Annotated in this window: 35 protein-coding genes; all 35 read left to right on the forward strand. The window is 43.7% G+C overall.

Annotation, left to right across the window (positions count from 1 at the left end):
- Positions 1-43: 43 nt before the first annotated feature.
- The 35 genes from CEQ75_RS05685 to rpsD all read left to right on the forward strand — a co-directional run bounded on the left by CEQ75_RS05685 (position 44) and on the right by rpsD (position 19224).
- Positions 44-289, forward strand: a complete 246-nt coding sequence (locus tag CEQ75_RS05685) for a ribosomal L7Ae/L30e/S12e/Gadd45 family protein (protein ID WP_089609463.1) — start codon at positions 44-46, stop codon at positions 287-289.
- A gap of 40 nt (positions 290-329) precedes the next feature.
- On the forward strand, positions 330-716 hold the full coding sequence (rpsL, locus tag CEQ75_RS05690) for a 30S ribosomal protein S12 (protein ID WP_089609464.1): 387 nt from the start codon (positions 330-332) through the stop codon (positions 714-716).
- A gap of 241 nt (positions 717-957) precedes the next feature.
- A complete protein-coding gene (gene rpsG / locus CEQ75_RS05695) occupies positions 958-1428 on the forward strand; it encodes a 30S ribosomal protein S7 (protein WP_089609465.1) in 471 nt (156 codons plus the stop codon).
- A 45-nt stretch (positions 1429-1473) separates the two neighbouring features.
- A complete protein-coding gene (gene fusA / locus CEQ75_RS05700) occupies positions 1474-3549 on the forward strand; it encodes an elongation factor G (protein WP_089609466.1) in 2076 nt (691 codons plus the stop codon).
- 72 nt (positions 3550-3621) lie between these two features.
- The gene (gene tuf, locus CEQ75_RS05705) at positions 3622-4827 is read left to right on the forward strand and encodes an elongation factor Tu (protein ID WP_089609453.1); all 1206 of its coding nucleotides are present in this window, start codon (positions 3622-3624) and stop codon (positions 4825-4827) included.
- Positions 4828-5008: 181 nt separating this feature from the next.
- Complete coding sequence (rpsJ, locus tag CEQ75_RS05710) at positions 5009-5317, forward strand: 30S ribosomal protein S10 (RefSeq protein ID WP_089609467.1); 309 nt, start codon at positions 5009-5011, stop codon at positions 5315-5317.
- A gap of 101 nt (positions 5318-5418) precedes the next feature.
- On the forward strand, positions 5419-6048 hold the full coding sequence (gene rplC, locus CEQ75_RS05715; RefSeq protein ID WP_089609468.1) for a 50S ribosomal protein L3: 630 nt from the start codon (positions 5419-5421) through the stop codon (positions 6046-6048).
- 24 nt (positions 6049-6072) lie between these two features.
- Complete coding sequence (gene rplD / locus CEQ75_RS05720) at positions 6073-6699, forward strand: 50S ribosomal protein L4 (RefSeq protein WP_089609469.1); 627 nt, start codon at positions 6073-6075, stop codon at positions 6697-6699.
- Positions 6692-6979, forward strand: a complete 288-nt coding sequence (gene rplW, locus CEQ75_RS05725) for a 50S ribosomal protein L23 (RefSeq protein WP_089609470.1) — start codon at positions 6692-6694, stop codon at positions 6977-6979. The genes rplD and rplW overlap by 8 nt, the downstream gene beginning before the upstream one ends.
- 26 nt (positions 6980-7005) lie before the next feature.
- Positions 7006-7836, forward strand: a complete 831-nt coding sequence (rplB, locus tag CEQ75_RS05730) for a 50S ribosomal protein L2 (protein ID WP_089609471.1) — start codon at positions 7006-7008, stop codon at positions 7834-7836.
- Positions 7837-7893: 57 nt separating this feature from the next.
- A complete protein-coding gene (rpsS, locus tag CEQ75_RS05735; RefSeq protein ID WP_089609472.1) occupies positions 7894-8178 on the forward strand; it encodes a 30S ribosomal protein S19 in 285 nt (94 codons plus the stop codon).
- A gap of 40 nt (positions 8179-8218) precedes the next feature.
- Positions 8219-8560, forward strand: a complete 342-nt coding sequence (gene rplV / locus CEQ75_RS05740; protein ID WP_089609473.1) for a 50S ribosomal protein L22 — start codon at positions 8219-8221, stop codon at positions 8558-8560.
- Between the two features lie 4 nt (positions 8561-8564).
- Positions 8565-9242, forward strand: coding sequence for a 30S ribosomal protein S3 (gene rpsC / locus CEQ75_RS05745; RefSeq protein ID WP_089609474.1), 678 nt, complete (start codon positions 8565-8567; stop codon positions 9240-9242).
- A 3-nt stretch (positions 9243-9245) separates the two neighbouring features.
- On the forward strand, positions 9246-9680 hold the full coding sequence (gene rplP, locus CEQ75_RS05750) for a 50S ribosomal protein L16 (protein ID WP_089609475.1): 435 nt from the start codon (positions 9246-9248) through the stop codon (positions 9678-9680).
- Complete coding sequence (rpmC, locus tag CEQ75_RS05755) at positions 9670-9873, forward strand: 50S ribosomal protein L29 (protein WP_089609476.1); 204 nt, start codon at positions 9670-9672, stop codon at positions 9871-9873. The genes rplP and rpmC overlap by 11 nt, the downstream gene beginning before the upstream one ends.
- Positions 9874-9903: 30 nt before the next feature.
- Complete coding sequence (gene rpsQ, locus CEQ75_RS05760) at positions 9904-10167, forward strand: 30S ribosomal protein S17 (protein ID WP_089609477.1); 264 nt, start codon at positions 9904-9906, stop codon at positions 10165-10167.
- A gap of 35 nt (positions 10168-10202) precedes the next feature.
- Positions 10203-10571, forward strand: a complete 369-nt coding sequence (gene rplN, locus CEQ75_RS05765; RefSeq protein WP_089609478.1) for a 50S ribosomal protein L14 — start codon at positions 10203-10205, stop codon at positions 10569-10571.
- Between the two features lie 34 nt (positions 10572-10605).
- Positions 10606-10935 carry a 50S ribosomal protein L24 gene (gene rplX, locus CEQ75_RS05770; protein ID WP_089609479.1) on the forward strand — a complete coding sequence of 110 codons (330 nt, stop codon included), beginning with the start codon at positions 10606-10608 and terminating at the stop codon, positions 10933-10935.
- A gap of 24 nt (positions 10936-10959) precedes the next feature.
- Entirely contained in the window at positions 10960-11502 is a 543-nt protein-coding gene (rplE, locus tag CEQ75_RS05775) for a 50S ribosomal protein L5 (protein ID WP_089609480.1), read from the forward strand.
- 34 nt (positions 11503-11536) lie between these two features.
- Positions 11537-11722: a type Z 30S ribosomal protein S14 gene (locus tag CEQ75_RS05780; RefSeq protein ID WP_089609481.1), complete on the forward strand. Its 186-nt coding sequence runs from the start codon at positions 11537-11539 to the stop codon at positions 11720-11722.
- A gap of 28 nt (positions 11723-11750) precedes the next feature.
- The gene (gene rpsH, locus CEQ75_RS05785; RefSeq protein ID WP_089609482.1) at positions 11751-12149 is read left to right on the forward strand and encodes a 30S ribosomal protein S8; all 399 of its coding nucleotides are present in this window, start codon (positions 11751-11753) and stop codon (positions 12147-12149) included.
- Positions 12150-12218: 69 nt separating this feature from the next.
- Complete coding sequence (gene rplF / locus CEQ75_RS05790; RefSeq protein WP_089609483.1) at positions 12219-12761, forward strand: 50S ribosomal protein L6; 543 nt, start codon at positions 12219-12221, stop codon at positions 12759-12761.
- Between the two features lie 38 nt (positions 12762-12799).
- Positions 12800-13162 carry a 50S ribosomal protein L18 gene (rplR, locus tag CEQ75_RS05795; RefSeq protein ID WP_089609484.1) on the forward strand — a complete coding sequence of 121 codons (363 nt, stop codon included), beginning with the start codon at positions 12800-12802 and terminating at the stop codon, positions 13160-13162.
- A 24-nt stretch (positions 13163-13186) separates the two neighbouring features.
- On the forward strand, positions 13187-13687 hold the full coding sequence (gene rpsE, locus CEQ75_RS05800; RefSeq protein ID WP_089609485.1) for a 30S ribosomal protein S5: 501 nt from the start codon (positions 13187-13189) through the stop codon (positions 13685-13687).
- Positions 13688-13699: 12 nt separating this feature from the next.
- A complete protein-coding gene (gene rpmD / locus CEQ75_RS05805) occupies positions 13700-13888 on the forward strand; it encodes a 50S ribosomal protein L30 (protein ID WP_089609486.1) in 189 nt (62 codons plus the stop codon).
- A gap of 27 nt (positions 13889-13915) precedes the next feature.
- Positions 13916-14356 carry a 50S ribosomal protein L15 gene (gene rplO / locus CEQ75_RS05810; RefSeq protein ID WP_089609487.1) on the forward strand — a complete coding sequence of 147 codons (441 nt, stop codon included), beginning with the start codon at positions 13916-13918 and terminating at the stop codon, positions 14354-14356.
- Between the two features lies 1 nt (position 14357).
- The gene (secY, locus tag CEQ75_RS05815; protein WP_089609488.1) at positions 14358-15611 is read left to right on the forward strand and encodes a preprotein translocase subunit SecY; all 1254 of its coding nucleotides are present in this window, start codon (positions 14358-14360) and stop codon (positions 15609-15611) included.
- Positions 15612-15652: 41 nt separating this feature from the next.
- Entirely contained in the window at positions 15653-16306 is a 654-nt protein-coding gene (locus CEQ75_RS05820) for an adenylate kinase (RefSeq protein ID WP_089609489.1), read from the forward strand.
- Positions 16303-17049 (forward strand): type I methionyl aminopeptidase, encoded by a 747-nt coding sequence (gene map / locus CEQ75_RS05825; RefSeq protein WP_089609490.1) that lies wholly within the window; start codon positions 16303-16305, stop codon positions 17047-17049. Before CEQ75_RS05820 ends, map begins: the two co-directional genes overlap by 4 nt.
- Positions 17050-17065: 16 nt before the next feature.
- Positions 17066-17341, forward strand: a complete 276-nt coding sequence (locus tag CEQ75_RS05830) for a KOW domain-containing RNA-binding protein (RefSeq protein WP_089609491.1) — start codon at positions 17066-17068, stop codon at positions 17339-17341.
- A 36-nt stretch (positions 17342-17377) separates the two neighbouring features.
- Positions 17378-17596, forward strand: a complete 219-nt coding sequence (gene infA, locus CEQ75_RS05835; protein ID WP_089609492.1) for a translation initiation factor IF-1 — start codon at positions 17378-17380, stop codon at positions 17594-17596.
- A gap of 31 nt (positions 17597-17627) precedes the next feature.
- Entirely contained in the window at positions 17628-17741 is a 114-nt protein-coding gene (rpmJ, locus tag CEQ75_RS05840) for a 50S ribosomal protein L36 (RefSeq protein WP_089609493.1), read from the forward strand.
- A gap of 56 nt (positions 17742-17797) precedes the next feature.
- Positions 17798-18169 (forward strand): 30S ribosomal protein S13, encoded by a 372-nt coding sequence (gene rpsM, locus CEQ75_RS05845; RefSeq protein WP_089609494.1) that lies wholly within the window; start codon positions 17798-17800, stop codon positions 18167-18169.
- Between the two features lie 20 nt (positions 18170-18189).
- Positions 18190-18576, forward strand: coding sequence for a 30S ribosomal protein S11 (gene rpsK / locus CEQ75_RS05850; protein ID WP_089609495.1), 387 nt, complete (start codon positions 18190-18192; stop codon positions 18574-18576).
- Between the two features lie 15 nt (positions 18577-18591).
- Positions 18592-19224 (forward strand): 30S ribosomal protein S4, encoded by a 633-nt coding sequence (gene rpsD / locus CEQ75_RS05855; protein WP_089609496.1) that lies wholly within the window; start codon positions 18592-18594, stop codon positions 19222-19224.
- Positions 19225-19258: the final 34 nt, after the last annotated feature.

Below are 19258 nucleotides of genomic sequence, written 5' to 3' on the forward strand. Positions count from 1 at the left end.
AGATGATAAAATACAAAAGCGTGTTATGCGAGGAGGATGCTTGATGGACATTGACCTCTTGAAAAATTGCAAAAAAAGTATTGGGACAAAACAAACGCTAAAAGCGATTCAAAAAGGTTCAGCCATTGAGGTTCTGATTGCAAAGGATGCTGAGTCGCATGTCGTAGCACCCTTGTATGATTTATGTGCAGAAAATAGAGTAGCAGTTAAAGAAGTAGAGTCTATGGCAGCACTGGGAAAAGCATGTGGTATTGATGTGGGAACAGCTTCTGTCGCCATATTAAAATAAAATTAACAAAGTGTTGTCCAACAGGAAGGAGGTGGAGTATTTGCCAACTATCAGTCAGCTCGTAAGACAAGGCAGGGAAACCATGGAAAAGAAATCAAATTCCCCTGCACTAAAAGATTGCCCGCAGAAAAGGGGCGTATGTACCAGAGTATATACAACAACACCTAAAAAACCCAATTCTGCTCTGCGAAAAATTGCTCGTGTGCGCTTAACCAATCAAATTGAAGTAACAGCATATATTCCTGGCATAGGACACAATCTTCAGGAGCACTCTGTGACACTAATAAGAGGCGGCAGAGTAAAAGATTTACCTGGTGTTCGTTATCACATCGTTCGAGGTGCATTAGATACAGCCGGTGTTAATAACAGACTGCAGGCCAGATCTAAATATGGCACGAAGAGACCGAAAGCAAAAGCGAAGAACTAAAGTGCAAAATGGAACACCAGCGGCATCGTGCAAAAGCCGCCCCTTTTGAGGGCAGGTGTTTTTGTACTTTCGGAAAGCATAAGGTGTAACGGTTGAAAGTATAAGTGCAACTCAGGCTTCCGCTTTGCCTTCGGCTTGGCGTAAGCCAAGTTTTCTTTACATGAAACTACTGATGAAATATCGATGAATTTTATTTTAATAGATATGATGAAGGTTAACTTGAAGTAAAGGGGGGAAATAAATGCCAAGAAGAGGTAATATTCGCAAAATCGAAATTTTGCCTGATCCGGTTTATCATAGCAAGGTGGTTACCAAGTTTATCAATCAATTGATGCTTGATGGCAAGAAAAGCACTGCGGAAAAAGTTGTTTACAATGCCTTTGATATGATTCAAAGCAAAACGGGGAAGGATCCATTAGAGGTTTTTGATGCGGCTATGAAAAACGTGATGCCGGTACTGGAAGTTAAGGCGCGTCGAGTCGGAGGTGCCAACTATCAAGTGCCTATCGAAGTCAGACCGGAACGGAGACAGACATTGGGCATCAGGTGGATGGTTAGCTATGCACGTAAACGTGGCGGTAAGAGTATGGAAGAGAAGGTAGCCGGAGAATTAATGGATGCCGCAAATAATACCGGTGCTTCAGTTAAAAAACGCGAGGATACACATAAAATGGCTGAAGCCAACAAGGCTTTTGCTCATTATCGTTGGTAAACACTTGCTAGCAGCAGGGTAAGGGTAGTTAAGGAGGATTTTTGTATGGCCAAGCAATTCTCACTGGAGAATATAAGAAATATCGGAATTATGGCACACATCGATGCGGGAAAAACGACAACCACCGAGCGGATCTTGTTTTATACCGGTCGGGTACATCGTATTGGTGAAACCCACGATGGTGCTGCCACGATGGATTGGATGGTGCAGGAACAGGAACGAGGTATTACCATCACCTCTGCTGCTACTACTTGTCACTGGAAAGATCATCGCATTAACATTATTGATACGCCAGGCCACGTGGACTTTACTGTGGAAGTAGAAAGGTCCCTTCGGGTATTGGATGGTGCAGTAGCAGTCTTCTGTTCCGTAGGTGGGGTTGAACCTCAATCGGAAACGGTATGGAGACAGGCAGACCGATATGGTGTACCAAGAATAGCTTATATTAATAAAATGGACCGGATTGGTGCTGACTTTTTCCGTGGTATGGATATGATCAAGGAAAGATTAGGTGCGAACCCGGTAGCAATTCAATTGCCGATTGGCAATGAAGAAAATTTTAAGGGGCTTGTTGATTTAGTTACCAACAAAGCCCATATCTACACAGATGATTTAGGCACAACTCATGATGAAACCGACATCCCGGAAGATATGGCAGAATTGGTAGCTGAATACCGTGAAAAATTGATTGAAGCTGTCGCTGAATCGGATGAGACTCTTCTTGAAAAGTATCTCGAAGGAGAAACAATTTCAGAAGCTGAACTGAAGACTGCACTGCGTAAGGCAACGATTTCAGTGCAATTGATTCCTGTTCTTTGCGGCTCATCCTTTAAAAATAAAGGAGTACAGCCGCTGTTAGATGCAGTGGTAGAATACCTCCCGTCTCCTGTGGATGTGCCTGCGATTAAAGGATTTGATCCTAATACGGAAGCTGAAGTGGAGAGGCATGCCAGTGAAACAGAACCATTTTCTGCCTTGGCTTTCAAGATCATGTCGGATCCTTATGTGGGGAAATTAACCTTTTTCCGTGTCTATTCAGGGATTATCAAGAGTGGATCCTATGTATATAACTCTACGAAAGGCAAAAGAGAACGTGTCGGGCGGCTTTTGCAGATGCATGCCAATCATAGAGAAGAGATTCAGGAAGCCCACGCCGGAGAAATTTTAGCAGTTGTAGGATTTAAGGATACCACTACAGGGGATACCCTTTGTGATGAATCAAATCTGGTATTGCTGGAATCCATGGACTTTCCGGAACCGGTCATTGATGTGGCCATTGAGCCAAAAACAACAGCAGACCAGGAAAAAATGAGTTTGGCTCTGCAAAAACTTTCTGAGGAAGATCCCACTTTCCGCGTGAAAGGTGATCCGGAAACCGGACAGACAATTATTTCCGGCATGGGAGAACTACATCTGGAAATTATTGTGGATCGCTTGTTAAGAGAATTCCGGGTAGATGCGAATGTCGGTAAGCCTCAGGTAGCTTATCGGGAAACCATCCGTTCCACTGTGAAGGCCGTAGGTAAATTTGTGCGTCAGTCCGGCGGTCATGGCCAATATGGTCATTGTGTGGTTGAGTTTTCTCCTTTGGAACCGGGCTCTGTATTCCAATTTGAGAATAAGATCGTGGGCGGCGTGATCCCCAAGGAATACATTCCTGCTGTTGAATCAGGGATTCGGGAAGCCATGGATAATGGGATTCTTGCCGGGTATCCGGTAGTAGACATCAAAGCTACGCTGATCGATGGATCCTATCATGAAGTAGACTCTTCAGAAATGGCATTTAAGATTGCCGGATCCATGGCCTTTAAGGAAGGGACGAAAAAAGCTTCACCGGTGATTTTGGAACCTGTTTTCAAAATCGAAGTTACAGTTCCTGACGAATATATGGGTGAAGTGATTGGTGATTTGAATTCCCGTCGCGGGCGGATCGAGGGAATGGAACCAAGAAATGGTGTACAGATTATCCGCGGTTTTGTTCCTTTGTCAGAAATGTTTGGCTACGCCACAGTTTTGAGATCTAAGACCCAAGGACGAGGCGTTTATGTAATGCAATTTGCTCAATATGAAGAAGTGCCCAGAAATATTTCTGAGAGCATTGTGGTGAAACGTCAGGGATAAAGCTGGTTAATACGCCGGAATCCTAAGAATTATTTTAAATAAAATTTATCAATGATTTTGGAGGGAAAAATCATGGCAAAACAAAAATTTGAAAGAAATAAACCCCATATTAACGTGGGAACCATTGGTCACGTAGACCACGGCAAAACCACTTTAACGGCAGCTATTACCTCTTGCTTGTCCCATGTGGGCGGCGCAGTAGCCACTGCCTATGATCAGATTGACAATGCACCGGAAGAAAAAGCCCGTGGGATCACGATTAATACTTCCCACGTGGAATATCAAACGGAAAAAAGACACTATGCCCACGTAGACTGCCCGGGTCACGCCGACTATGTCAAAAACATGATTACAGGCGCAGCCCAGATGGACGGGGCAATTTTGGTGGTATCGGCAGCAGACGGTCCTATGCCTCAAACCCGGGAACACATTTTGTTAGCCCGTCAGGTTGGTGTTCCTTATATTGTGGTCTTTATGAATAAAGCAGATCAGGTGGATGATCCGGAATTAATGGAATTGGTAGAAATGGAGATCCGGGAACTTCTTTCTGAATATGAATTTCCCGGTGATGATATTCCCATTATTGCAGGATCGGCTTTAAAAGCTTTGGAATGCGGCTGCGGAGACAGAGAATGTGCTGACTGCGGACCGATCTGGAAACTGATGGATGCAGTAGATGCATATATTCCGACACCTGAAAGAGATAAGGACAAACCTTTCTTAATGCCGATTGAAGACGTATTTACGATCACCGGCCGTGGTACGGTGGTAACAGGCAGAGTGGAAAGAGGCGCGGTGAAAGTAGGAGACACGGTGCAAATCGTGGGCTTAATGGACGAAAAGAAACAGACGGTGGTAACGGGCGTAGAAATGTTCCGTAAGCTGCTGGATTATGCAGAAGCAGGAGACAATGTGGGCTGCCTTTTAAGAGGGATCGAAAGAAAAGACGTGGAACGGGGCCAGGTATTGGCAAAACCGAACAGCATCAATCCTCATACCAAATTTGAAGGGGAAGTATATGTCTTGTCCAAAGAAGAAGGAGGCAGACATACCCCGTTCTTTAATGGCTATCGGCCTCAGTTCTATTTCAGAACCACCGACGTAACGGGTGTAGCTAATCTTCCTGAAGGTGTGGAAATGGTAATGCCGGGGGATAACATCAAGATGAGTATTGAATTAATCACCCCCATTGCTATTGAAGAAGGATTGCGTTTCGCCATTCGAGAAGGCGGACGGACGGTAGGAGCAGGTGTTGTTTCCGGTATCATCGCCGACTAATTTGCTTTTATGATTTTGAGGGAGAAACCATTTTTCTTTCTTCCTCAAAATCAGCTTATGCTTTCGGCAAGACCAGTTATCATTATTTAGAAATGCGATGAAGTGAAAGGTTGCGTTCTGTGAAACGGAAATTTTCACTGAGAATGTCCGTCAAATAATTGGGCGTAGAGGAGGTAAAAGTATGCCTAAACAAAAAATCCGGATCAGATTAAAAGCATTTGATCATAAAATTCTGGACCAGTCTTCTGAAAAAATCGTGGAAACCGCCAAAAGGACAGGGGCACAGGTTTCCGGTCCCATTCCCCTGCCGACTGAAAAAAATATTTATACCATCTTACGTTCCCCACATGTCAACAAAGATTCGCGGGAACAGTTTGAGATGAGAACCCATAAACGGTTAATTGATATTTTAGAACCTACCCCCAAAACGGTTGATTCTCTGATGAGATTAGATTTGCCGGCAGGGGTCGATATCGAAATAAAATTATAATTTTAATATGGTACGCGTGGATGCGTGGACTGTATTGTGACATATATTAAGCGAGCAATGCTGGGATGCCAGTATCTAGCTATTGAAGTGGAGGTGGAATCATGGCAAAAATGATTCTCGGAAAAAAAGTTGGCATGACACAGGTGTTTAGTCCGGAGGGGAAACTTATTCCTGTAACTGCGATCGAAGCAGGTCCATGCGTCATCGCCCAAGTAAAATCAGAAGCCACAGATGGTTATAATGCCATTCAAATTGGTTTCGGCGCAGTCAAAAACAAAAATGTAACGAATGCTATGAAAGGGCATTTTGCCAAAGCAGATGCAGCACCGGTCCGATTTCTCAGAGAAATGAGAGTGGATAGTCCCGATACTTATCAGATGGGACAAAATATAGATGTCTCCGCTTTTGAAACAGGGGAAAAGGTTGATGTTGTGGGGATCTCCAAGGGCAAGGGTTTCGCAGGTACGATTAAACGATGGAATTTCTCCCGAGGTCCGATGGCTCACGGTTCCAAGAATCATCGCCGGCCGGCGTCTGCCGGAGCGAAGGGCCCGGCTCGAACCTTTAAAGGAAAGAAATCACCCGGACATATGGGCGGAGAAAGAGTTACGATTCAGAATCTGGAAATTATTAAAGTTGATTTGGAAAAGAATTTACTGTTGATTAAAGGTGCCGTTCCCGGTCCTAAAAAGGGATTGGTCATGGTGAAAAATGCAGTAAAAGGAGTTTAAGACCCGTAGGAAAGGAGGGCTAATATGCCTAAGGTAGCAGTTTATAATATGCAGGGCAGCCAGATTGGCGAGCTGGAGCTGAATGATGAGATCTTTGGAGTTCAAATCAATACACATTTATTGCATCAAGCGGTTGTGAGCAACCAGGCATCATTGAGACGGGGTACCCATGCCACCAAAACCCGGGCGATGGTCTCCGGCGGCGGTAAAAAACCTTGGAGACAAAAAGGAACAGGAAGAGCGAGGGTTGGTTCCAGCCGTAATCCTGTTTGGACAAAGGGGGGAGTTGCTTTTGGACCTCATCCCCGCAGTTATGGTTTCAAAATGCCCAGGAAAGTAAGGCGCCTGGCTTTAAAATCAGCCTTGACAGACAAGGCTAATAATGGAAACCTCATTGTGCTGGATGAACTGGTGATGTCGGAACCAAAAACAAAGGCAATGGCTCAGGTGTTGAGTGCGTTGGATGCGCCTAATGCCTTGGTGGTAATCGGTTCGGTGGATGAAAATGTGGTGAAGTCTGTGCGAAATATCGACGGAGCTACACCGGTGGAAGCAGCAGGCATTAATGTATACAACATCCTGAACCATAAAAAACTGGTCATGACAAAAGACGCAGTTGCAAAAGTTGAGGAGGTGCTGGGTAATGCGTAATCCTCATGATGTCCTCATCAAGCCTATAGTTTCTGAAAAATCCATGGGATTGATGGAAGAAAATAAATATACCTTTATTGTTGATAAGAATGCGAATAAACTGGAAGTAAAACATGCGGTACAGGAAGTATTTAAAGTGACCGTATTGAATGTAACTACAATGGTAGTCAAAGGTAAAATGAAAAGAATGGGCAGGTTTGAAGGGAAGAGACCTGACCGGAAGAAAGCAATAGTAACCTTAAAAGCCGGCGATAAAATTGAGGTATTTGAGGGTCTATAAGGTAACCGCGTTTAGGAGGGATATAAATGGGAATTAAAAGCTATCGACCCACCTCGGCCGGTCGACGGGGGATGACCGTTTCTACTTTTGAGGAAATTAGCAAAAATGAACCGGAAAAATCTCTGACAGAACCTTTAAAACGGACAGGTGGAAGAAATAATCAAGGCCGTATTACCACCCGACATCATGGTGGTGGCCATAAAAAACTTTATCGTATGATTGACTTTAAACGGGATAAGGATAACGTTCCGGCCAGAGTTGCCGCGATTGAATATGATCCGAACAGAACAGCCAATATTGCGTTATTAAATTATGCAGACGGAGAAAAAAGATATATATTAGCACCTCAAGGACTAAAATTAGGGGATACGGTTATTTCCGGTCCTGAATCTGATATTCAAATCGGAAATGCTTTACCATTAATGAATATTCCTGTAGGTTCCATCGTTCATAATATTGAACTTCGACCTGCCGCAGGGGCAAAAATTGTCAGATCTGCCGGGGCTTCTGCTCAATTAATGGCGAAGGAAGGCAAATATGCAACTTTAAGAATGCCTTCCGGTGAAATGAGAATGGTGTTGATCAATTGTAAAGCAACCATTGGTCAAGTAGGAAATTCAGATCAGGAAAACATCACCCTTGGGAAAGCCGGCAGATCCAGATGGTTGGGCATCCGACCTTCAGTACGTGGTGTGGTTATGAATCCTGTTGACCATCCTCATGGTGGTGGGGAAGGCCGTTCACCTGTGGGTCGTAATCCGGTTACTCCTTGGGGCAAGCCGGCTTTAGGTGCCAAAACCCGCAAGAAGAATAAAGCCTCAGAAAGATTGATCGTGAAGCATCGTAATAAAAAGTAAATGACACCTCAGTTTATTGGGGTAAGGAACCTTAGTTGAAGGGAGGCAATTGTTTCCATGGGCAGATCATTAAAAAAAGGACCTTATTGTGAAGGTCGTCTATTGGCAAAGATTGAGCAGATGAATGATGCTGGAGAAAAGAAAGTGATTAAGACCTGGTCTCGACGGTCGACGATTTTCCCGCAGATGGTGGGACACACCTTAGCAGTCCATGATGGAAGAAAACATGTACCTATTTACATCACTGAAGATATGGTAGGTCATAAGTTAGGTGAATTTGCGTCGACACGTTTATTTAGAGGGCATGGCTCTCACACTGAACGATCCACTTCGTTGAAATAATATTTAAGTTAAGTATACTCTTTTGAGAGGGGGTAACCTTGTGGAAAGCAAAGCAGTAGCGAAGCATATTCGCATTTCACCTCGCAAAGTACGCCAAGTAGTTGATTTAATTCGCGGAAAAAAGGTGGATGAAGCAGCTGCCATATTGAAATTAACACCCAACCGTGGTGCCGAACCTGTGAGTAAGGTTCTTAATTCTGCAGTAGCAAATGCTGAACACAATGATAGTTTAAATCGAGATGATTTAATTGTAAAAAGGGCTTTTGTTGATCAAGGACCGACGTTAAAAAGATTTAAACCAAGAGCGATGGGAAGAGCAGATCGTTTGTTAAAAAGGTCTTGCCATATTACCGTAGTAGTTAGTGAGAGGGAGGAGGTTTGATTAAGTGGGTCAGAAGGTTCATCCAAAGGGATTACGCATAGGCATTATTAAAGACTGGGATGCAAAATGGTTTTCTCAGAAGGATTACAAGAAATTATTGCATGAAGATTTAAAGATCAGAAAATATGTAAAAGAGCGACTTTATTCCTCCGGTATCTCTCGTGTTGAGATCGAAAGAGCCGCGAATCGTGTAAAGGTTAATATTTTTACAGCAAAACCGGGTATTGTCATCGGTCGAGGCGGAGCAGAGGTCGAAAACCTGAAAAAGCAATTGGAAGCCATGACGGATAAAAAAATCAATATTAATATCTCTGAAGTAAAAAAACCGGAAATGGATGCCCAATTGGTTGCGGAAAGTGTTGCCGCTTCATTAGAAAAGAGAATTGCTTTTCGACGAGCAATGAAACAAACAGTAACGCGTACCATGCGTATGGGTGCAGAGGGCATTAAGATTATGTGTTCCGGTCGTTTAGCCGGCGCTGAAATTGCTCGGACAGAATGGTATAGTGAAGGTAAAGTTCCCCTTCATACCCTGCGGGCGGATATTGATTATGGTTTTGCCGAAGCGAACACGACCTATGGTAAGATCGGTGTCAAAGTGTGGATTTATAAGGGAGAGATTCTTCCTGAAAAGGCACAAAAAATAGAAATGAAAAAGCAAGCTGTGGAGGGAGGCGAGTAATCGATGCTGATTCCGAAGAGAGTAAAATTCCGCCGCCAACACCGCGGTCGTATGGCTGGAAAAGCGAATAAAGGGAATTTTGTTTCTAATGGCGAGTATGGGTTGCAAGCTCTAGAATGTGGTTGGATTACCAGCCGTCAGATCGAAGCGGCTCGTATTGCAATGACTCGTTATATTAAACGTGGTGGTAAAGTTTGGATCAAAATATTTCCACATAAACCTGTCACCATGAAAGCTGCTGAAACCCGTATGGGTAGTGGTAAAGGGTCTCCCGAATATTGGGTGTCCGTTGTTAAGCCTGGTCGGGTGATGTTTGAATTGGCAGGCGTGACGGAAGAAGTAGCTAAAGAAGCTTTGAGATTGGCGCAACACAAACTGCCTATTAAAACAAAGTTTGTAGTTCGTGAAGAAACGGGCGGTGAAGTAGATGAAAACTAAAGAGATTCGTGATTTAACCAATGAAGAATTAGTAAAGAAAATTGCTGATTTGAAAGGCGAATTATTTAATTTGCGTTTTCGTTTAGCCACCGGGCAGTTAGAAAATCCCATGGGTATTAAGGAAGTTAAAAAGAGTCTTGCCCGGGTGCAAACTGTAATTAGAGAGCGGGAGATTAAGAACGCAAGTCTTTAATAGATCGCAGGGCGGAAAGGAGGAAGTAGTTTGACGGAGAGATCAAACAGAAAAACTCGTATCGGTCATGTAGTGAGCGATAAAATGGATAAGACGGTTGTGGTTCGTGTAGAATCCAGAGTACGTCATCCGTTGTACGGCCGAATTGTGAAGCAAAGCAAAAAGTTTAAAGCCCATGATGAAAATAATGAAGCCAGCATGGGGGATAAAGTGAAAATAATGGAAACAAGGCCGCTTTCCAAGGAGAAACGATGGAGACTCGTGGAAGTATTGGAAAAAGCGCCAATTGTGTAAAAAGCCTATTTGCTTGAAGAAAGGGGGCGGCATTAATGATTCAAGCCGAAACCAGATTAAAAGTTGGAGATAATACAGGAGCGAAAGAACTCCTTTGCATCAAAGTACTGGGAGGATCCCGGAGACGATATGCCACCGTCGGTGATGTAATTGTTTGTGCTGTTAAAGAAGCTACACCAGGGGGCGTTGTTAAGAAGGGTGAAGTTGTGAAAGCGGTTGTAGTGCGTACCCACAAAGAAATCAGACGCCCGGACGGTTCCTATATCAGATTTGACGAAAATGCCGGCGTAATTATAAACGATGCCGGCCAGCCACGGGGAACCCGTATTTTCGGGCCTGTTGCCCGTGAACTTCGTGATAAGAATTATATGAAGATTATTTCTTTAGCACCAGAGGTTATCTAGTCCTGTAGACAGGAACAATAGGAGGTGAGATGAATTGGCAAATCAAAAGGTGCATGTGAAAAAAGGCGACTCAGTCTTGGTGATTACCGGAAAAGATGTTGGCAAAAAGGGAAAAATCCTTGCCGTGGAACCAAAGAAAAACAGGGTTTTTGTTGAAGGCATTAATATTGTGAAAAGGCATACTAAGCCGACACAAGCTTCACCTCAAGGCGGTATCAAAGAAAAAGAGGCAGCTATTGCCAGTTCTAATGTAATGCTTTTATGCCCTAAATGCAGCAAGCCTACGCGCATCAGTAAAAAAATAATGCCAAATGGGGCACTTGCTCGTCAATGTAAACACTGTGGTGAAGTAATTGAAAAGTAATTCCGAAGAAAGGAGGTTCTTTCTGTGGCAAGAATGAAAGAAAAATACGATAATGAGATCCGGCCTGCTCTTCAGGATAAGTTTGGATATAAAAATGTGATGGAAATTCCCAAATTAGATAAGATTGTCATTAATATGGGATTGGGGGAAGCCATTCAAAATCCGAAAGCGATGGACGCAGCCGTTAATGATTTAACGATTATTGCAGGGCAAAAACCCATCATTACGAAAGCTAAGAAGTCTATTGCGGCATTTAAACTGAGAGAAGGTATGCCCATCGGGTGTAAGGTAACCTTACGTGGGGACCGGATGTATCAGTTTGTTGATAAATTGATTTCTGTTTCCTTACCCAGAGTAAGAGATTTTAAGGGAGTATCCGCAAAGGCATTTGACGGCAGAGGAAACTATACCTTAGGGCTTAAGGAACAATTGATCTTTCCTGAAATAGAGTATGACAAGATTGATAAGTTAAGAGGCATGGAAATTGGATTTGTAACATCGGCCAAGACAGATGAAGAATGTCGGGAACTTTTAAAATTGATGGGAATGCCTTTTCGGGAAGCATAGCCATCCCAACCATTGATAAAAAGGAGGGAAGAATGTGGCTAAAAAGTCCATGATTAATAAACAGCAGCGGGAACCAAAGTTTAGTGTCCGGGGATATAATAGGTGCCAGGTATGCGGTCGTCCCCATGCATATATGCGTAAATTTGGTCTCTGCCGTATTTGCTTCCGGGAATTAGCATACAAAGGTGAAATCCCGGGTGTAACAAAGTCAAGTTGGTAAGGGATGCCATGGAAGGAGGGTTTAATTAATGGTTATGACTGATCCCATTGCTGATTTTTTAACGAGAATCCGCAATGCAAACACAGTTTATAATGATAAAGTGGAAATACCTGCTTCAAAAATGAAGCAAGGAATGGCCGATATTTTGAAGGAAGAAGGCTTTATTAAAGACGTGGAGTTTATTGAAGATGGTAAACAAGGGGTTTTACGTCTCTATCTCAAATACGGCTCCAATCGAGAAAAGGTTATTTCTGGCCTGAAGCGGATAAGCAAACCGGGGTTAAGGGTATATGCCAGACGAGATCAGGTTCCTCGTGTTTTGGGAGGTCTTGGGATTGCCATCGTATCCACCTCAAGAGGGTTAATGACCGATAAAAACGCCAGAAAAGAAGGTTTGGGCGGCGAAATCATTTGTTACATTTGGTAAGATGACGATTGATGCTGTCAATATTTCGATACGAAATCGGCAGATTAGTGATGCATGGGAGGTGTGAAGATGTCCAGAATTGGGAAAATGCCAATTGCGATTCCTGCCGGAGTTAATGTCATCATGGAAGGTAATACGGTCAAAGTTAAAGGACCTAAAGGGGAATTGACCAGAAACTTCCATCCTGAGATTTCAATTAACCAGGAAGGGGATCAAATTTTAGTGACCCGACCATCTGATAATAAGAATCATCGTGCGCTCCATGGGTTAACCAGAACACTTTTGAATAATATGGTTACCGGGGTGACACAAGGTTTTGAAAAGAAATTGGAATTAGTTGGTGTGGGATATAGAGCAGCAAAGCAAGGAAATAAGCTGGTTTTGAATGTAGGATATTCTCAACCGGTGGAAATGGATCCTGGTGCGGATCTAAGTGTTGAAGTTCCGGCACCGACAAAGATTACGGTTATGGGAATCGATAAAGAGAAAGTTGGGGCATTTGCTGCCAATGTTCGAGCAGTGCGCGAACCTGAGCCTTATAAAGGAAAAGGGATTAAATATGAAGGTGAAAGAATTCAGCGTAAAGCCGGAAAAGCAGGCGTTAAAAAGTAAGAGTACCCCCACTCGTTTAAGGAAGGGAGTGACCAACGTTGTTTAAAAAAATTAACCGAAAAGCGATCCGTGCCAAAAAGCATCTGCGGATACGAAAGAATATTGTAGGAACAACCGATAGCCCAAGGCTTACGGTATATCGTAGCACGAAACATATCTATGCTCAGATTATTGATGATACGAAAGGTGCTACTTTGGTCGCAGCCTCCACCCTGGATACTGCATTAAAAGGGCAGTACGGCGGCAATAAGGAAACAGCGAAAAAGGTTGGTTTACTAATCGCAGAAAAAGCTGCCGGAAAAGGCATTAAATCAGTTGTTTTTGATCGTGGCGGCATGATTTATCATGGACGTGTTGCCGCATTAGCTGAGGGTGCAAGGGAAGGCGGCCTGGAATTCTAATTTCCGGACAAAGGAGGGAAATGAATGTCAAGAGTTAATGACAGCAGCCAGGAGCTTAGTGAAAAAGTAGTCCATATTAATCGGGTTGCTAAGGTTGTTAAAGGTGGTAGACGTTTTAGTTTTAGTGCTCTCGTTGTTGTGGGAGACGGACAAGGTTCTGTCGGCGCCGGACTTGGTAAAGCCGGTGAAGTACCGGAAGCAATCAGGAAAGGCGTTGAAGATGCGAAAAAGAATATGATCAGCGTCCCTGTCGTAAATTCAACCATACCTCATGAAGTATTGGGCGTTTTTGGAGCAGGTAGGGTTCTGCTTAAACCTGCCGGAGAAGGTACAGGCGTGATTGCCGGAGGTCCGGTACGTGCGGTACTGGAATCCGTTGGCATGAGGAATATTTTAACAAAATCATTGGGATCTAATAATGCCATTAATATGGTTCAGGCCACGATGGAAGGTCTCAAATCCCTGAAAAAAGCAGAAGATGTAGCTAGATTACGCGGCAAATCTGTTGAAGAATTGTTGGGCTAGGAGGGATAAGAAGTGGCTAAACAGTTAAAAATCACCCTTGTTAAAAGCGTGATTGGTTATGAGAAAAGCCAAAGGGAAACGGTCAAGTCTCTGGGGCTGAGAAAACTAAATAGTTCTGTCGTCCATAATGACACACCGGATATTCGAGGTAAAGCCCATCGAGTAGCGCACCTGGTGAAAATGGAGGAAATCGAAGGGTAATAACCCATTTCAAAGGGAGGTGTAAGAATGAATCTCAGCGAGTTAAGGCCTGCACCTGGATCGAAAAAGAAGGCGACCCGGGTTGGGCGGGGTACCGGATCTGGTTTGGGGAAGACCTCCGGCCGGGGCCATAAAGGACAAAAGTCGCGATCTGGCGGAGGAGTACGACCTGGTTTTGAAGGTGGTCAAATGCCTTTACACCGTCGGCTGCCCAAGCGAGGTTTCACTAATATCTTTAAGAAAGAAATTGTAAATGTCAGTCTGGCTGATCTGAATCGATTTGAACCAGGTACGACCGTTACACCTGAACTGCTTGTTGAAACCGGTATCATTAAATCGGTTAAGGACGGCATTAAAATACTCGCCAATGGTGAACTTGAAAAGGCATTAACCGTACAAGTTCACGGGTGCAGTAAAGTCGCAGCGGAAAAGATCACCGCAGCTGGTGGAAGAGTTGAGGTGATTTAATATGCTGTCAACTCTTAAAAGCGCATGGAAAATGGATGAACTGAGACAAAAGATTATATTTACGATGCTGATGTTTTTGGTGTTTAGAATAGGAGCACATGTTCCTGTCCCCGGAGTAGATACGGAAGCTTTGAAAGGTCTTTTGGAACAAAACATCTTTGGTTTCGTTGATATTATTTCTGGGGGGGCTTTTAAGAGCTTTACCGTATTTGCCATGGGAATCATGCCTTATATTAATGCATCGATTATCATGCAGCTGTTGACAGTTGTCATTCCGTATTTTGAAAAATTGGCCAAAGAAGGCCAAGAAGGCCGTAAAAAAATGGCTCAATATACCCGTTATGGCACTGTGATCCTTGGATTTTTTCAAGCAATAGGAATGTCCGTTTATTTAAGAAGTGCTTTGGAAAACCCTGGATTTCTATCTTATGCCGTGATCACGATCACCCTGACGGCTGGAACCGCCTTTCTGATGTGGATGGGGGAGTTAATTACCGAAAAAGGGATTGGCAACGGAATTTCATTGATCATTTTCGCAGGAATTGTTTCGCGCATCCCATCCGGTATTAATACGGTATTTCAGTATTTAAAACAAGGCGAAACCAATATCTTTTCAGTGCTTCTTTTTTTAGTGATTGCTTTAATTATTATCGCAGGTGTGGTAGCGATGCATGAGGGACAGAGAAGAATTCCCGTCCAGTATGCAAAAAGAGTTGTCGGGCGCAAGGTTTATGGCGGACAAAGCACCCATATTCCCCTTAAAGTGAATCAGGCAGGGGTGATTCCGGTTATTTTCGCCATGTCTATCTTGATGTTTCCTACGACTATTGCAGGATTTTTCCCCGATAATGGGATTGCAGTCTGGATTACGCGGGTTCTAAGTCCCAACCATGGATTTTACATGGTGATTTATACACTACTAATTATCTTTTTCACTTATTTTTATACTGCCGTTACCTTTAATCCCCGGGATGTGGCAGAAAACATGCAAAAATATGGGGGATTTATTCCGGGATTACGTCCGGGAAAACCGACATCTGATTATATTGATCGAGTTTTGACTCGTTTGACTTTAGCTGGAGCGTTGTTCCTTGCGTTTATCGCGCTGCTGCCTAACTTGGTGATGGCCTTAACCGGTTTGAATCTATATTTTGGTGGTACTTCATTACTGATCGTGGTGGGGGTAGCTTTGGAGACGATGAAGCAATTGGAGTCTCAGTTATTGACAAGACATTATCAAGGATTTATGAAGTAAAATAGTTGTAACCTGTGTGCATAGAGGGAGGAGAAAGAACTATGCAAATGATTCTATTGGGACCACCCGGAGCTGGGAAAGGAACTCAGGCTGAAACATTGGTCAAAAAACTTGGCATTCCCCACATTTCCACAGGAGATATGTTTCGTAAGGCGATAAAAGAGGGAACAGCTTTAGGGACAAAAGCCAAAGGGTATATGGATCAAGGCCTGCTGGTTCCTGATGAAGTGACAATAGGGATTGTTAAAGAAAGAATTGCTCAGGATGATTGTCGGAATGGTTTTTTGCTGGACGGTTTTCCGCGCACGGTATTTCAAGCAGAATCCTTAGATACCATCCTTAAAGACATGAAAATTCAATTGGATGGTGTCATTAATATTGAAGTACCAAAAGAAAAGCTGGTCAGCAGATTGACTGGGCGTCGAGTATGCAAAGGCTGCGGTGCCACCTATCATGTGATCTTCAATCCGCCGGCTGTGGAAGGAAAATGTGATAAATGCGGTGAAATGCTCATGCAGCGTGCTGATGACAGCGAGGAAACCGTTTTAAACAGATTGAATGTCTATGAACAGCAAACAGCTCCTCTGATTGAGTTTTATCGTGCCCAGGGTGTCCTGAAAAATATCGATGGGGACCAACCTATCGATCAGGTGATGATTGCCATTGGTAAAAGCCTGGGGAGTAATTGGGCGTGATCACTATCAAATCAGATCATCAAATAAAACTGATGAGAGAAGCGGGAAGAATCGTGGCAGAGACCCATCAGCTCTTAGCAGATATGATTGTCCCAGGGATTACGACCCAGGAATTGGACGAAGCAGCAGAGAAATATATCAGGAGCAGGGGTGCAATACCGACCTTCAAAGGCTATAACGGTTTTCCGTACTCCATATGTGCCTCTGTCAATGAACAGGTGGTTCATGGCTTCCCCGGTTTAAGGAAACTGGAAAATGGAGATATTATCAGTATTGATATTGGGGCGACCAAGGATGGGTATGTTGGCGATGCTGCGGTAACACATCCCGTAGGCACGGTAAGTCCGGATAAGCTTAAGTTACTGGAAGTAACAAAGGCCAGTTTGATGGAAGGTATCAAATACGCGGTTCCCGGCAACCGATTGAGTGATATTTCCCACGCGATTCAAACTTATGTAGAAAAACATGGGTTTTCTGTCGTTCGTGATTATGTAGGTCATGGTGTGGGAAAAGAGATGCACGAGGAACCCCAAATACCTAATTTCGGCAGACCAGGTCACGGTCCCAGATTGACGGCAGGAATGACGTTAGCGATCGAACCGATGGTCAACATGGGTACCTATAGGGTACGAACTTTAGTGGATAACTGGACGGTAGTCACCCTGGATGGTAAGTCTTCAGCCCACTTTGAACATTCCATAGCCATTACCAAGTCAGAACCGATACTTTTAACGGTTGTCTAAGGGTGGGGAAATATATATGGAAAATGAAATGATGGTGGGCCAAACCGTAAAATCTATTGCCGGACGGGACAAGAATGAATATTTTCTGGTGATAAAAATATTGCCTGAGGAAAAACTCGTTTTGCTGGTAGATGGGGAAAAGCGGAAGATTGAAAATCCCAAGAAAAAAAACCTGCGTCATATTCAGGTAACTCGTCATGTGGCAAAAGATTTGTCTGAGCAAATGATGACAGGTTCTGAGTCTGGCAATAGGGAAATTAAAAGATATCTAAAGGAACTCAATGTTGACTAAGAAATATAGGTTAGGTACAAGGAGGTTGGTCATCGGATGTCAAAACAGGATGCCATAGAAGTTGAGGGTACCGTGATTGAGCCCCTGCCAAATGCCATGTTTACGGTAGAATTGGAAAACGGGCATAGGATACTGGCTCATGTCTCGGGCAAGATCCGCATGAATTTCATCCGGATTCTTCCTGGAGACAAAGTGACTGTGGAGGTTAGCCCCTATGATTTGAGTCGGGGGCGGATCACATATCGTTACAAATAAGAATTAATCCGTGGTAAAAGGGGGGTCATCGATGAAAGTTCGCGCTTCGGTGAAAGCCATTTGTGAAAAGTGTAAGATTATTAAACGCAGAGGCATCGTGATGGTCATCTGCGAAAATGCAAAGCATAAGCAAAAGCAGGGCTAAATGTCCTGATAAGTTTGTATTACGATCATTAGATTTGATGGAGGTGTATAGGATACATGGCACGTATTGCTGGCGTAGATTTACCCAGAGATAAAAGAGCTGAAATTGCGCTGACCTATATATACGGTATTGGCAAACCCACGTCTCAAAGAGTTCTTTCCGAAGCTGGAGTTAATCCTGATACTCGGATCCGCGATCTCACGGAAGATGAAATCGCAAAGATCAGAGAGATTATCGATAAGACTTGTCAGGTGGAGGGGGACCTTCGCCGGGAAATCGCTTTAAATATTAAACGTTTAATCGAAATTGGATGTTATCGGGGAGTGCGTCACCGTCGAGGCTTGCCGGTACGGGGACAGAAAACAAAGACCAATGCGCGTACGAGAAAGGGTCCCAAGCGGACTGTCGGCGTGAGACGTAAGAAGTAAAGGAAAGGAGGCTTGCAAAATTGGCTAGAAGACAAACACGAAGAAAAAAAGAACGTAAGAATGTCGAGCTTGGGGTTGCCCACATCCAATCGACTTTTAATAATACTCTGGTATTAATTACCGATAAGGTGGGTAATGCTATTTCCTGGTCCAGTGCCGGTTCAATGGGTTTTAAGGGATCTCGGAAAAGCACACCCTATGCTGCTCAAATGGCAGCTGAAACCTGTGCCAAAGAAGCTATGGAACATGGTATGAGGCAAATCGAATGTTTGGTTAAAGGACCTGGTGCAGGCCGGGAAGCAGCCATTCGTTCCTTGCAAGCAGCTGGTTTGGAAGTTAGCATGATTAAAGATGTTACGCCTATTCCTCATAATGGCTGCCGGCCACCCAAAAGAAGAAGAGTATAGGAGGGATTGTTGTAGATGGCGAGATATACAGGTGCAGTCTGCAGATTGTGTCGGCGGGAAGGTGTCAAGCTGTATCTTAAAGGTGATCGATGCTATTCGGATAAGTGTGCCATTGTCAAAAGGGCATATGCTCCCGGACAGCATGGTCAGGCTCAAGCCCGCAGAAAAACATCTGAATATGGACTTCAGTTACGGGAAAAGCAAAAAGCCCGTAGAATCTATGGAATTTTAGAAACTCAATTCCGCAATTATTTCGATAAGGCGGAACGGCAAAAAGGTGTTACCGGTGAAAACTTGTTACGCTTATTAGAATTAAGATTGGACAATGTGGTTTATCGATTAGGATTTGCCAATTCACGGGTTGAAGGCAGACAGTTGGTGCGGCATGGACATTTTACCGTGAATGGCCGGAAGGTGAATATTCCCTCTTTCATGGTGCGTGTCGGTGATCAGGTTGAGATTAGCGAAAATAGCAAGAAATCTCCAAAGATAGCCGAAATAAGCGAACTAGCTGCAAATAAAACCGTTCCTGCATGGCTGGAAATGGATAAGGATGCTTTGATTGGTAAGATTGCAGCCTTGCCGGCTAGAGAAGATATTGATGTGCCGGTTCAAGAACATCTGATCGTCGAGTTGTATTCACGATAAGAATCAATTATTTTAAAAGGGATTATGGGATGAA

Origin of the sequence: Dehalobacterium formicoaceticum (genome assembly GCF_002224645.1) — a bacterium.
GTDB classification, from domain to species: Bacteria; Bacillota; Dehalobacteriia; order Dehalobacteriales; family Dehalobacteriaceae; genus Dehalobacterium; species Dehalobacterium formicoaceticum.